The organism is Bradyrhizobium sp. 41S5 (assembly GCF_011516665.3).
GTDB lineage: Bacteria > Pseudomonadota > Alphaproteobacteria > Rhizobiales > Xanthobacteraceae > Bradyrhizobium > Bradyrhizobium quebecense.
Genome location: NZ_CP083721.1, coordinates 649,662 through 661,651, shown reverse-complemented (window position 1 = coordinate 661,651; position 11,990 = coordinate 649,662). Strand labels below are relative to the sequence as shown.

16 protein-coding genes are annotated in these 11,990 nt (G+C 61.4%); 8 read left to right on the top strand and 8 right to left on the bottom strand.

Annotated features, from left to right (window positions below; genetic code table 11):
• Window positions 1-34: 34 nt before the first annotated feature.
• Window positions 35-286: a hypothetical protein gene (locus tag HAP47_RS03210; RefSeq protein WP_173639471.1), complete on the top strand. Its 252-nt coding sequence runs from the start codon at window positions 35-37 to the stop codon at window positions 284-286.
• A 224-nt stretch (window positions 287-510) separates the two neighbouring features.
• Here the strand turns inward: HAP47_RS03210 and HAP47_RS03205 are convergent, their stop codons facing one another.
• From HAP47_RS03205 to phbB, 5 genes are all read right to left on the bottom strand, one after another.
• Window positions 511-681: a hypothetical protein gene (locus HAP47_RS03205; protein ID WP_173639472.1), complete on the bottom strand. Its 171-nt coding sequence runs from the start codon at window positions 679-681 to the stop codon at window positions 511-513.
• 160 nt (window positions 682-841) lie between these two features.
• Window positions 842-2,656, bottom strand: a complete 1,815-nt coding sequence (locus HAP47_RS03200) for a PHA/PHB synthase family protein (RefSeq protein ID WP_371821733.1) — start codon at window positions 2,654-2,656, stop codon at window positions 842-844.
• A gap of 85 nt (window positions 2,657-2,741) precedes the next feature.
• A complete protein-coding gene (locus tag HAP47_RS03195) occupies window positions 2,742-3,122 on the bottom strand; it encodes a hypothetical protein (protein ID WP_173639473.1) in 381 nt (126 codons plus the stop codon).
• Window positions 3,119-3,598 (bottom strand): CBS domain-containing protein, encoded by a 480-nt coding sequence (locus HAP47_RS03190; protein WP_231168730.1) that lies wholly within the window; start codon window positions 3,596-3,598, stop codon window positions 3,119-3,121. The genes HAP47_RS03195 and HAP47_RS03190 overlap by 4 nt, the downstream gene beginning before the upstream one ends.
• Window positions 3,599-3,613: 15 nt before the next feature.
• Window positions 3,614-4,339: an acetoacetyl-CoA reductase gene (gene phbB / locus HAP47_RS03185; RefSeq protein WP_173639475.1), complete on the bottom strand. Its 726-nt coding sequence runs from the start codon at window positions 4,337-4,339 to the stop codon at window positions 3,614-3,616.
• 164 nt (window positions 4,340-4,503) lie between these two features.
• Here phbB and HAP47_RS03180 point away from each other — a divergent pair, with 164 nt between their 5' ends.
• The 6 genes from HAP47_RS03180 (at window position 4,504) to hemN (ending at window position 9,053) form a co-directional block, all read left to right on the top strand.
• On the top strand, window positions 4,504-5,340 hold the full coding sequence (locus tag HAP47_RS03180) for a universal stress protein (RefSeq protein WP_173639476.1): 837 nt from the start codon (window positions 4,504-4,506) through the stop codon (window positions 5,338-5,340).
• Between the two features lie 47 nt (window positions 5,341-5,387).
• Window positions 5,388-5,711 carry a c-type cytochrome gene (locus HAP47_RS03175; RefSeq protein WP_173640686.1) on the top strand — a complete coding sequence of 108 codons (324 nt, stop codon included), beginning with the start codon at window positions 5,388-5,390 and terminating at the stop codon, window positions 5,709-5,711.
• Window positions 5,712-5,773: 62 nt separating this feature from the next.
• Window positions 5,774-6,496, top strand: coding sequence for a CBS domain-containing protein (locus tag HAP47_RS03170; RefSeq protein WP_173639477.1), 723 nt, complete (start codon window positions 5,774-5,776; stop codon window positions 6,494-6,496).
• Window positions 6,497-6,515: 19 nt separating this feature from the next.
• Window positions 6,516-6,680 carry a hypothetical protein gene (locus HAP47_RS03165; protein WP_173639478.1) on the top strand — a complete coding sequence of 55 codons (165 nt, stop codon included), beginning with the start codon at window positions 6,516-6,518 and terminating at the stop codon, window positions 6,678-6,680.
• Window positions 6,681-6,970: 290 nt separating this feature from the next.
• Window positions 6,971-7,648, top strand: coding sequence for a helix-turn-helix domain-containing protein (locus tag HAP47_RS03160; RefSeq protein WP_173639479.1), 678 nt, complete (start codon window positions 6,971-6,973; stop codon window positions 7,646-7,648).
• A gap of 52 nt (window positions 7,649-7,700) precedes the next feature.
• Entirely contained in the window at window positions 7,701-9,053 is a 1,353-nt protein-coding gene (hemN, locus tag HAP47_RS03155) for an oxygen-independent coproporphyrinogen III oxidase (protein WP_173639480.1), read from the top strand.
• Window positions 9,054-9,079: 26 nt separating this feature from the next.
• Here hemN and HAP47_RS03150 read toward each other — a convergent pair whose 3' ends face one another.
• Window positions 9,080-10,180, bottom strand: a complete 1,101-nt coding sequence (locus HAP47_RS03150) for an OpgC domain-containing protein (protein ID WP_231169054.1) — start codon at window positions 10,178-10,180, stop codon at window positions 9,080-9,082.
• 251 nt (window positions 10,181-10,431) lie between these two features.
• Between HAP47_RS03150 and HAP47_RS03145 the strand changes: the two genes are divergently transcribed.
• Window positions 10,432-11,187 carry a CBS domain-containing protein gene (locus HAP47_RS03145; RefSeq protein ID WP_231168729.1) on the top strand — a complete coding sequence of 252 codons (756 nt, stop codon included), beginning with the start codon at window positions 10,432-10,434 and terminating at the stop codon, window positions 11,185-11,187.
• A 69-nt stretch (window positions 11,188-11,256) separates the two neighbouring features.
• Here the strand turns inward: HAP47_RS03145 and HAP47_RS03140 are convergent, their stop codons facing one another.
• Both HAP47_RS03140 and HAP47_RS03135 read right to left on the bottom strand, forming a co-directional pair.
• Window positions 11,257-11,469 (bottom strand): DUF6894 family protein, encoded by a 213-nt coding sequence (locus tag HAP47_RS03140; RefSeq protein WP_176396240.1) that lies wholly within the window; start codon window positions 11,467-11,469, stop codon window positions 11,257-11,259.
• 204 nt (window positions 11,470-11,673) lie between these two features.
• Complete coding sequence (locus HAP47_RS03135) at window positions 11,674-11,838, bottom strand: hypothetical protein (RefSeq protein WP_173639483.1); 165 nt, start codon at window positions 11,836-11,838, stop codon at window positions 11,674-11,676.
• Window positions 11,839-11,990 lie beyond the last annotated feature (152 nt).

The window sequence follows — 11,990 nt, the reverse complement described above, 5'->3', positions numbered from 1 at the left end:
TGTCAGCATCCTTTCACCAGAATAGGAGGATGCGATGAACCGCGCATTGGGTCTTCTCTTTGCCGGAAGCGCCATCGCTACGGCGGCGCTTGTTCTATTCTACAATTGGTTCTTCCCCGACGCGATGCCGCTTGCCTCGACCGAGCCGCTTCTGGCTTGGCGATTTGAGGCGGCCTTCGTCGTATCGGCGGCAGCTTGGGCCGCAGCCTTTGTGGCAGCGGCGTCTGCGCTGTCGTGGCTGCTGATGGCCTTCACCGGTCGACGCCACCGTCGGGCGCTAGAATGAGTGCACTCGCTTAACCTAACTTGCCTTTGACGTCTGCTATGCATCGAGGGCCGACCCTTGTAGGGCCGGTCCTCGATGCATCCGCATGAAAGATCATCCGCAGGCTGGCGATCGGCGGCTCGACGTGAGCCGATCCGACGCTTCCAAAATACAACAGCGATGCAGGATTGCAGCGTGCCGAGCCGCTATGCTGGAGTGTCGGCACTCACGCGGATGGTGAACGGTTACGCCTGGCGCCGCCACACACTCCAGAGAGCGCCGACCATCAGAAGCCCGGTTACGAGTAGAACGACGACGAACATCTGCATGATGTCGAAGTTGAGGGTATCGCGCGCGACAAACAGCGCTGCGACGAGCCCCGCGAGTATGAAGAGAATTCGAACAATGAGACTCATGGCTCTCTCCTGCAGCCGGGCGCAGCTCATGGCCCGCGGATTTCGCTCCCGGTACGTTGAGCCAGACCAGCAACCCAGCGGGCGACGCCGCTACCATAAGGACTTGGCACCGCTGGACTTTGCGGCAGATCAAGCCAGTCCATGGCGACAGCTGGCCGGATCAATGCTGCAGGACGTACTGTCCGGGCGCATCGTCGAGCGGCAATCTACCCTCGGGCGCGTAAAGCGCCGACTGCGCCGGCACCCACGCACCGGAATGTGCCGTGAGGAAGCGAACCCACTCCAGCCACCAGGATCCGTCGCGATTCACCGCCTTCCGCAGCCACTCGTCGGGGCCGACATAAGGTTGATCCGCTTTCTTCTCCAAGAACTGATAGCTGTGCCCCTCCTCCGACGGCGGTGCAACGATGCCGGCGTTGTGACCGCCGCTCGCCAGCACGAAGGCGATATCGGCATCGGCCAACAGGTGAAGCTTGTGAACCGACCGCCAGGGCGCGACGTGATCACGAACGGTGCCGACCACGAACATGGGGGCCCGAAGGTCGGAGAGTGCCACCGGCTGCCCGTCCACCAAATAGCGACCCTCGGCGAGGTCGTTGTTGAGAAACAGTTTGCGTAGATAATCCGAATGCATCCGGTAGGGCATGCGAGTCGCGTCCGCGTTCCATGACATCAGGTCACTCGGTGCGGCGCGCTCGCCCATGAGATAATCGCGTATCAGGCGCGACCAGATCATGTCGTTCGACCGCAGCAACTGGAACGCACCGGCCATCTGCGCCGTGTCGAGCACGCCGCGCTGCCGCATCATATCCTCCAGGAACGCAACCTGGCTTTCATTGATGAAGAGCGTCAACTCGCCAGCATCGGTGAAATCGACCTGGGTTGCCAAGAGCGTCACCGATCGCAGGCAGCCGGGCCGCTCTTTCTGCAGCCGAGCAGCCGCAATTGCGAGTAGCGTCCCGCCAAGGCAGTAGCCAGCCGCGTGGATCGGACGTTCGGGAACAAGCTGGTTGATCACGTCAATCGCGGCGTCGATCCCAAGCTTGCGATAGTGATCGAGACCAAGTTCGCGATCGGCTGGCCCGGGGTTACGCCATGAGATCATGAACACCGTAAAGCCGCGTTGAACCAGGAAGCGCACGAGCGAATTCTGCGGCGAGAGATCGAGAATGTAATACTTCATGATCCAAGCCGGCACGATAAGTACCGGTTCGGGGCAAACGTCGGCCGTCTCGGATGCGTATTGGATGAGCTCGATCAGCTCATTCCGGTAGACAACCTTGCCCTTGGTCGCGGCAACGTCCTTGCCGACCACAAATGGGGTGGGTCCGGACGGCCTGGCGCTCAACAGGTCCCTGCAATCTTCCACCCAGTTGTGCCAGCCCGACACGAAGTTGCCGCCACCTGAATCCATTGCCCGCCGCAGCACCTCGGGGTTGCTGAACGCAAAGTTGGACGGCGCCACGACATCGAGGCATTGGCGGACGGTGAAATCCACGACCGCTGCATTTCCCTTCGAGACGCCACGCAGGTCGCTGGCCGCCGCATGCCACCACCGTTCACCCAGCAGGAAAGCCTGGGCCATGATATTGAACGTCGGCAGCGACCAATCCTGGCCGGAGAACCTATTGTCGCCTGGCTGAGGCCTGACCATGAACCAGGGTTGCCAAGCCGCATGCGGCGTCGACACCATTCGCGCGAAGCGCGAGCCGTCGCCAAGAGCTTTCAGTGCAAGCTCAAGCCGTTTTCCGGGCGACGCCGCGAGGTGGAGCTGCCAATCGGCAAACGCGAGCGCAAGGCTCGCCGGCGAGATGCCCCCAGTCCATCGCGCCATTGCCGCGTGAGCCAGTTGGTCGATCAATTCAGCAGCCGTCGATCCCTCACTCTCAGGCACCGCGGAGGCTGGCATTCTTGCAGCCGCCACGTCGTCGTTGGCTGGGGATGTGGTTTGGTCGAGAACTGCTTGGACTGTCATCACTCATCTCCTTGCTCGAGCGGGATGAGCTCGGCCTTTACCTGTCTTTGCGTTCGGCGCCTGCTCCGACGCTAGACGTCCCTGCCTAGTCGAGATGGAACCGTTTCCGGCCCAACGCCACGATCTCGCCGTCCGTCGGATGATCGCTCGGCTCAACATGCAAATTGAGGTCGGGCCTTACCGTTCTGAGATACTGCATCAACTCGGTCTTCTCGGTACCTGGTCCGATGACGAGCAGATCGCTGCAACCGCCCACGGCCTCCCCTACCCGGGCGAGGAATGTCGCGTCGGCCTGGACGCGGCCATCGCCGATCGTATTCGCCTTGTGATGCAGATGCTGCGAGGGCAAATGCGCATGAACGGCCGTGGCGCTGACGCCTGTCAACCCAATGCCGAAAACCTTCGCGACAAGGTGATCGATCCAAACGACGGCATGCGCATGTGTTTGCAAGGCAATCTGGCTCATGAAGTGACTCCGGTGCTTGCTTTCTCTGCTTCTCTCAATCGTTGCGCCAATGCTGCAAGCAGTTCCCTGCGGCTGACAATGCCGACGACAGCGCCGGCGCAGACCACGGGAACCTGGGCAACATCGTAGATATCCATCTGCGCGACGACGTCCTCGATCGATGCCTCGACATCGACGGTGATCGGAGAAGAACTCATGAGCGAACCGACCCGCAAGGTGCGCATGCGTTCGCGTTCGGGCGTGTTCTCGGCAATGCCGAGCAGCGACTCCAGCCAGTTTCCGGACGGCGGGCTGATGCCGAGCTCGTCACGGTGAAGGAAATCGCCCTCCGAAACCATGCCGATGAGAGCTCCAGCATCGTCGATCACCGGCAGGCCCCGTTGATCGGTCTCAAGCAGCAGTTGGACGGCGTTGAGCACTGTAGCGGTCGGCTTAATCGTCGCGAATGAACTGCGCATCACATCGGTTGCGAGCATTGTCATCCCTCCCCTTCAGCACATGTGCTGGCCGCCGTTGATCGACAGCGTCGACCCGGTGATGAAACCGGCCTCGTCGGCAGCAAGAAATGCGACGGCACGGGCAATTTCTTCCGGCTGCCCCAGCCGCCCAACCGGGATCTGCGGCAGAATGGAGTTCTGCATGACATCAGTCGGCACCGCGGCCAGCATCTCGGTATTGATGTAACCCGGGCAGATCGCATTGACCGTGATCCCAAACCGCGCGCTTTCGAGCGCGAGCGCGCGGGTGAAGCCGAGTTCAGCGGCTTTCGCCGCGGCATAATTGGTCTGGCCGATCTGGCCCTTCTGCCCGTTGATGGACGAAATGTTGATGATCCTTCCGAACTTGCGCGCCCGCATGCCCTCGATCAGCGGCCTGCACATGTTGAACAGCGAATCCAGATCAGTTCGGAGCACCGCGTCCCATTGCGGCTTCGTCATGCGGTGCAGCGTGGCGTCGCGCACGATGCCGGCATTGTTGACCAGGATGTCGATCGGACCGAGCGCCGTTTCGACCTCGCGGACACCAGCTGCACAGGCATCGAAATCGGCAACATCCCACCGGAAGGTGCGAATTCCGGTCTGCTCGTCAAATCGGCGCGCAGCGTCCGCATTTCCGGCATAGCAGGCCGCAACCCGGCACCCGCCAGCAGCGAGGGCCCGCGAAATCGCCGCGCCAATTCCCCTGCTTCCACCCGTAACCAATGCGACGCGCGCCATGCCCGCTCCTCCAAGCTCGGCACCACAATAGCGCGAAGCATACGCTCGATGGATTGATCTCGCTCAATCAGAATCCACGAACGCGCATGAGGCAGATCAAATCGACCCGTCTCGAGCCGTGCTTTGATGATACCTGCTCTTCCACCCCCTTTGGAGAACGGCCCATGTTCAAGAACATTCTGGTCCACATTCCGACGGAGCTGTCGCCACGTCCCGCGGTCGACGGATCGGTTTCGCTCGCGCTCGGCATCGGCGCGCATCTCGACGCAATGGCGATCGGCTACGAGACTGCCAGCGTACCGTTGGTCGCTGAAGGGGGGGTGGCGGTCGCCTCGCTGTTCGAGGCCGAACACGATCAGGCCCTCGAACGCGCCGAGGCGGCGCTGCGCGTCTTCGACGTCGAGGCACGGAATGCAGGGATATCCTACGCGACCCGCGCCGTGGGTGCGCTTCCGATCGATGCGCGCGAGATCATCTGCGCGAACGCGCGTCTGCACGACCTCACCGTGGTCGCCCAGCCGCTGGGCGACTACAACAGCTATGACAATGTGATCCCACGTGAGCTTTTGTTCCAGGCCGGCGGTCCCGTCCTGTTCATGCCCTACACGTTCCACGGCGCATTTTCAGCGAAGCGGATCGGGATCTGCTGGGACGGCAGCCGGCTTGCCGCCCGCGCGCTGCATGATGCGATGCCGCTGCTGCGCGCGGCCGACGCCCTTGCCATCATCACCATCGATGGCCCTGACCCTATCCCTGCGGAGAGCTCCGCCGACCATCTGGTGCGATATCTTGCCAAGGCCGGTCTTCCGGCCAAGATCACATCGTTGCCGGCGTCCAAGTCGGAGGTTCAGTCGATCCTGCTGTCGATCGCGGCGGATGAGAGCCTGGATCTTCTGGTGATGGGCGGATACGGCCACTCCCGCCTGCAGGAAACTCTGCTCGGCGGCGTCACGCGCGACATGTTGCGCGCGATGACCGTTCCGGTCCTGATGTCTCACTAAGCGAGGCTCGAATTGTGAAGTATCCTGCCGGAACATTTCCAAGGCATGTGGCCCGCGGATTCGCCATCATCGGCGCGATCTGCGCCGCACTGACTCCAGCTGCTGCGGACCAGGCGCAAGGCCGTCGCCTTGCGCAGCTCTACTGCGCCCGCTGCCATGCAATCGACAAGGTGAGCCCGAGTCCGCTGAGGATAGCACCTCCGTTCCGGACATTGCACGAACGCTATCCGGTCGAGATGCTGCAGGAATCGCTGGCGGAAGGAATCGTCACCGGCCATCCGACCATGCCCCAGTTCAGCTTCGAGGCGGACCAGGTGGGCGACTTCATTCTGTTCTTGAAATCGCTGGAGCGCGGGCAAGCAGACCGTTGAGCCAGGTCAATGTGCGGAGTGCACGGAGCTTTATTCTATTTTTCTCAACACGGAGGTCCGACATGCGTGCGCATCAGATCATGACCAAGCATATCATCGCCGTCAGTCCGCACACGAAGATCCTGGATGCGGCCAACATCATGCTGCGATGTCACCTCAGCGGTCTGCCGGTGATGGACGAGGACGGCACGCTCAGGGGCATGGTGTCCGAGGGAGATTTCCTGCAGCGCGGCGAGATCGGCACGGGCCACAAGCGCTCAGCATGGCTGGAACTGTTCACCGGCGTGGGTCGTGCCGCGACCGATTTTGTGCACGAGCGCGGTCGCAAGGTCGAGGATGTCATGACGGCGAACCCGATCACCGTTGACGAGCAGACACCGCTCGACGAGATCGTGCATCTGATGCACAAGCATGGCGTGAAGCGGGTGCCGGTCGTGAATGGCAAGACCATGGTCGGGATCGTCACCCGGGCGGACATCCTGCAGGCCGTCGCATCGCTGGCGCGCGAGGTTCCCGACCCGACCGCCGACGACAGTCATATCCGTGAGCGGATCCTGCGCGAAATCAGCGCCACCGGCTGGCGTCCCGCCGGCTTCCAGGTCTGGGTGCGCAACGGCGTCGTGCATCTGCACGGCCTGATCTTCGATGACCGCGCGCGCCAGGCCGCGATCGTGCTCGCCGAGAACACCTCGGGCGTCAAGGAGGTCCATGATCACCTCTGCTTCGTCGACGGTTATTCCGGCTACTATGTGGAATCGCCGGAAGACATCAAGGCGGCCGGCTGATCAGATCGAGGAGTTCAACATGGCAATGAGTACACTGCTTGTCGTCGCAGGCGTCTGTCTCATCTTCTCGATCTTTGCGCTCGCGCTCGTCCTGACCGATCGCAGCACGACGCGCTGGCGTCAGGAACAGGACGGGAATCGAGCCACCACACGCGCTGCCTATCCCGACAAGAACGGGACCTAAAGCGCGATGAGATCAGGTTGAAACGTCATCGCCCTTTAGCTTCTTGTTTGTGCATGATCTTTTCGGAAAACCGCTTCACACTTTTCCGGATCATGCTTTAGCCTCGCTTTTCGCCCCGCGCGCCGAGAGTCTGACATCTCGGCGTGCGGCCACCGTCTATTCCTCTGTATCCCCTTGACCTACGTACAAATACGTAAGTGGCTTCTACTTAGGGGAAACATCCAAATTTCCCAATCCAGGAGATGCGATCAATCTGCCTCCATCGAACTTTCCATCCATGGAGCGTCGCCATGCAGACCCAGAACGCCATTTCTCTCGAGAATAGCCGTCACCCGACCAGCATCCTCAGCCGACAGGCGCGCGTTGAAGGGCCCTTCGGGATGGTTGGGACGCCGATGCGGTTCGCACGCAACAGCGAGATTTACGGTGAGGATGAGGCCTCGGAATACCTCTACCAGGTCATCTCCGGCGCCGTCCGAACTTACCGGATTCTGGAAGACGGGCGTCGCCAGATCGGCGCATTTTATCTGCCCGGCGATATCTTCGGCTTCGAGGCCGGCGAGACGCATATCTCCTCGGCTGAGGCCGTCTCCGAGGCCCGTGTCATAGTGGTCAAGCGCGCCGCACTCATGGTCCGTGCCGGCCACGAAAAGGATCTGGCACGGCAGCTGTGGGATGCGACGGCCCAGGAGCTGCGCCGTTTCCAGGAGCATCTGATGCTCCTGATCTGCAGCGCCGAAGATCGTGTCGTCGGCTTCCTTCAGGACATGGCGCGCCGCGCCGTCAAGAATGCCGCCATCGAGCTTCCGATGTCGCGCCAGGATATCGCCGACTATCTCGGCCTGACGATCGAAACGGTGTCACGCACCTTTACCCAGCTTGAGCAGAACGGCGTGATCTCGCTTCCGACCTCGCGCCGGGTGGAACTGCGCAACCGTGTGATGTCGAACCGGATCATGGCGGCGTGAGAAGAGCGCGCCGGCTCCGAGAGCCGGCGGCGAGTGAGAGGCAAGGAATCGAATGCGGTCGAACTTGGCGATCACCTATGGGCAGGACAGGCTGCCACGCTACACCAGCTATCCCACGGCTCCGCATTTTTCTGCGGAGGTCGGCGAGGCTGACTACCGGAGATGGCTCAGGTCGGTTCCAACTCGCCGGCCGGCGTCGATCTACCTGCATGTGCCGTTTTGCCGGTCGATGTGCTGGTACTGCGGGTGCCACACCTCCATCTCCAAGCGCGACGAACCGGTCGCCATTTACGCCGCCGGCCTTCGCACCGAAGCGCATCTGGTTGCGGAGGCGGTCGGTCAGCGATTGCCCGTCTCCCACATCCATTTCGGAGGCGGCACCCCGACGATCATGACGCCCGAAACCTTCGCCGATCTCGTCAGCGCGCTACGTTACTCGTTCTTCGTGCAGCCCGATGCCGAGATCGCCATCGAAATCGATCCCCGCACCCTGACCGAGCCGATGGCGGAGGCATTGGGCTACAGCGGCGTCAACCGCGCGAGCCTTGGCGTCCAGAGCTTCGATCCTGTCGTTCAGCACGCCATCAATCGTTCGCAGAGCCTTGAGCAGACCGCGGAAGCGGTCGAGCGGCTGCGCCGTGCTGGCGTCGGTCGCATCAACTTCGACCTGCTCTACGGCCTGCCCTCTCAGACTGTCGCGTCCTGCCTGGATACTGTCGGCAAATGCGTCGCGCTGCGGCCCGACCGGTTTTCCGTGTTCGGATATGCCCACATTCCCTCCTTCAAGAAGCACCAGCGCATGATCGACGAAGCGTCGCTCCCGGATAGTCTCGAGCGGCATCGTCAGTCCGAAGCAATCGCGCAGGCGCTGATCGATGCCGGATACATCCGCATCGGCCTCGACCATTTCGCGCTCCCTGGCGACAATCTGGCCATGGCAAAGCGCGAGGGCCGGCTGCGGCGTAACTTCCAAGGCTATACGGACGATTCTGCCGAGACCCTGATTGGTCTGGGCGCCAGCGCAATCGGCCGCATGCCGCAGGGCTTCGTGCAGAATGCAGTCGCGACACGCGACTATCTTGCGCGCATCGCCGAGGACCGGCTTGCCACCGTCAAGGGCTACATGCTGACCGCGGAGGACCGTTTCCGTGCCGACATCATCGAGCGCATCATGTGCGACATGGCCGTGGACCTGCCGGGAATGTGCCGCCGACACCGCTGGGATCCTGGTTCGGCCGTCGTCGATCGGTCCCGGCTCGACAGGCTGATCGCGGACGGCGCCGTGACGATGATGGGTGATCGCCTCTCGATTAACGATGACGCGGAATTCCTGGCCCGAAGCGTCGCCTCGGCGTTCGACGCTCACCTTGGTCGCGCCACGGCCCGGCATAGCCGAGCGGTCTAGGTTGCGACCATAGGGGGTGCGCCCCTTTAGAGCAGCTTTGGATGTTGCCTGCTTCGTTTGCCGATCCAGGTCATGCATGTCGCAAGCAGAACGAGCACCGCGATCCCTGCAGCGCTTACCACGAACTGCGACGCGATGCCGTTGGACACTTCGGTGAGATACAAACCCGCCAGCAAGGATAGCACGACGGCCGCACAATAGGTTTCGAGCGAACGCTCGCCGCAACGAACTGCGCCCTTCAGGCCGCCCCTGGCAAATCCCCGCCAATTCGGCGGCACGAACCTCGCCACGACGACCGCGATTGCCAGGAAATGCAGGAGCCGCAGCGGGTCTAGATCCGTCTTGTCGATCGGATAGATCACCCGCACAATGTAGCCCGGGATCGCGGACGCCAGTGGCTCGATCTCCCAGCTCAATGTGATCACGAGACTAAGGCCGAGGTACGCTATCGCAGTTGCAACGACGGGCCACGAGACGATTTCCCGCCCGAATATCCGGTAGCCCCGAATCGCCCACCACGCCCCAAGAACGACGAGGAACTGCCAGGCAAGCGGATTGAAGTACCACTGATTGATCGGCCACTCCGGCAGATTCCAGCCATGAAATTGGACCAGCGCATAGATGAACGCGGAGATCAGCAGGGACGCGTTCGGAAACTTCAACACTCCCCAGAGGACAGGTGCAAACGATAGGTGAAGCAGCACGAAGGTCGGCAGGACATCCGTATTCACCGGGCGATACATCAGGATGGCGGCATGGGCCAGCGCTGCACCCGGCTGTTGCAGCAGGATCTTCACGTTGGCCTGGTCCGCCAGTTGGTCGCTACCCGAGCCATACACGACCACGGCAAGCGTTACGGTCAGGATAAGGAAGGCCGCATAGATCTCCCAGCTTCGCAGCAGCGTATGCGCGAAGACTGAAGCCCACCCATCACGACGGCGGACATCGCTGTAACTCAGCGCACAGGTCACGCCGGACACGAACATGAAGACTTCGGTCGCATCGCTGAAGCCATAGTGGCGCAGGGTCAACCAGCTGAAGACATTATTGGGAACGTGATCGAGGAAGATGCACCAGAGAGCAAGACCTCGGCACACGTCAAGCCGGAGATCGCGGTCCAAGGGCACGCTGTCGTCGTTCCCCGGATGAACCGTCAGGGGTGCGGGGTTCCGGTGAACATTCCGGCCGGTCAGGGGGCCGGTCGAACAATCAGAAAGCATGGACCGTTACCAACTGTGGGCGGCTTGCCCAACTCGGTTGCCTGCCCAATACCAAACATATCAGCGCAATTACACGACCGTCCGGTTGATAAGGATCAATACACTTGTGCCTTACAGAAGTTAGCTGAATTATAAGCTTATGTCGGAGGATCTAAGCCGTGCGCGTACGGGAGATCATGTCACGGAACGTCATCACAATCGATGCCGACGCATCGGTGATCGATGCCATCAAGACGATGCTATCCCATCACATCAGTGGCCTTCCTGTCGTCGATCGGGATGGAGCGCTTGTCGGAATCCTGTCGGACGGCGATTTCATCCGCCGCGTGGAAGTTGGAACGGAGAAGCGCCGCGGCCGCTGGCTTGCGATGCTCGCAGGCACGAGCCAGGTCGCACTCGACTTCACCCGTCAATACGGCCGCAAGGTCCATCAGATCATGTCGCCCAACCCGATCACTATCGAGGAGGACACCCCGCTCGAGCAGGTCGTTCAACTCATGGAATCGCACGGCGTCACGCGATTTCCGGTCATGCACGATAAAAGGCTGGTCGGGATGGTCACACGTACGGATTTCATGACCGCCATCGCAAACCTTCGCCTCGACCTATCCTCCTCTTCCGGCAACGACGACCAGATTTGCGCATCCGTCATTGCGGCACTGGCGCATGCGCCCTGGCGACCCGCTGCGCTGAACGTGAGCGTGCGTGACGGGGCCGTCAGCTTGCGCGGCAACATCCGGAACGACAATGCGCGCAAGGCCACGACCGTGGCGGTGGAGAACGTTGCGGGCGTCAAGCGGGTTGACGACCAATTGGTGAAGATCACCTACCCTCCGCCGGAGGAGGACTATGGCGGTGGCGACTTTGTCTCGTTGGAGGAAGAGCCCTCGACCGAAGACGATCAGCCCTTGTAGGCTTGCGACAGGCCTCGACGATCGTGCCAATGGCGCCTGGGCGTCCCAGTTTAGGCGCCAGCTCAGTCTTCAGGCAGGATAGATCGCCTCCCGGTGAATTTCCTCGCCCGACTCGTCGATGACCACCACGTGACGATCGACGTCGCCAGAGGGATTCTCGCGGCGAATCCTGCTCGCCATTTGCTTGCCGTGCCTGATCGCGGCAGCGGCGTTCGCGAATTCAAGTCCGATGCGATCCCGGACCGGGACACCATCCTTCGTGTCGAAATAGTAAGTTCTCATCAGGATCTACAGGTCTCCGATCGAACAGCGCCCCCCCAAAGAAGCTGCCAGCTTGCGCCAGCCGACAGCTTCAGTGGGCTGCTGCGCGCAGTTGGGGATCTGCGCGACCCAAGCAAAGCGGATCGCTGAGGCGTCGGACTTGATCTGCATCAATCCGGATTGCGGATCTTCGGTCGTGCCGTGCCCATGATCGTGGCACGGACCTTATTCTGCGGCCTTTGGGCTTGGGTTTTGCTTGCGCCACTCGGCTAGTTTGGCTTCTTCCTCAGCCAGCAACTTATGAAGCATTTCGATCTTCCGTGCGTCAGTCTCTGCGGCCAGCAGTTCCTTGTAGTGCGCGATGTTCGCCCTGAAGATGAAATCAGCCATGGCTCATTCCCCTTACATAGGAGCCAAGAAACGATTGTTTCGGGCTTACGTTACTATATATACCGTGGAACTACGGTGCGGCCAAGCGTCAGCAAATCTACCCTACGGAGACCGCCCTCCCAAGCAGCTCAAGCCATTGCGGTCGGAAACAG

Bases quoted from the DNA above. Each gene is read 5' to 3' on its own strand.
- HAP47_RS03210 (WP_173639471.1), top strand. From the start codon at position 35: ATGAACCGCGCATTGGGTCTTCTCTTTGCCGGAAGCGCCATCGCTACG.
- HAP47_RS03205 (WP_173639472.1), bottom strand. From the start codon at position 681: ATGAGTCTCATTGTTCGAATTCTCTTCATACTCGCGGGGCTCGTCGCA.
- HAP47_RS03200 (WP_371821733.1), bottom strand. From the start codon at position 2,656: ATGACAGTCCAAGCAGTTCTCGACCAAACCACATCCCCAGCCAACGAC.
- HAP47_RS03195 (WP_173639473.1), bottom strand. From the start codon at position 3,122: ATGAGCCAGATTGCCTTGCAAACACATGCGCATGCCGTCGTTTGGATC.
- HAP47_RS03190 (WP_231168730.1), bottom strand. From the start codon at position 3,598: ATGCTCGCAACCGATGTGATGCGCAGTTCATTCGCGACGATTAAGCCG.
- phbB (WP_173639475.1), bottom strand. From the start codon at position 4,339: ATGGCGCGCGTCGCATTGGTTACGGGTGGAAGCAGGGGAATTGGCGCG.
- HAP47_RS03180 (WP_173639476.1), top strand. From the start codon at position 4,504: ATGTTCAAGAACATTCTGGTCCACATTCCGACGGAGCTGTCGCCACGT.
- HAP47_RS03170 (WP_173639477.1), top strand. From the start codon at position 5,774: ATGCGTGCGCATCAGATCATGACCAAGCATATCATCGCCGTCAGTCCG.
- HAP47_RS03165 (WP_173639478.1), top strand. From the start codon at position 6,516: ATGGCAATGAGTACACTGCTTGTCGTCGCAGGCGTCTGTCTCATCTTC.
- HAP47_RS03160 (WP_173639479.1), top strand. From the start codon at position 6,971: ATGCAGACCCAGAACGCCATTTCTCTCGAGAATAGCCGTCACCCGACC.
- hemN (WP_173639480.1), top strand. From the start codon at position 7,701: ATGCGGTCGAACTTGGCGATCACCTATGGGCAGGACAGGCTGCCACGC.
- HAP47_RS03140 (WP_176396240.1), bottom strand. From the start codon at position 11,469: ATGAGAACTTACTATTTCGACACGAAGGATGGTGTCCCGGTCCGGGAT.
- HAP47_RS03135 (WP_173639483.1), bottom strand. From the start codon at position 11,838: ATGGCTGATTTCATCTTCAGGGCGAACATCGCGCACTACAAGGAACTG.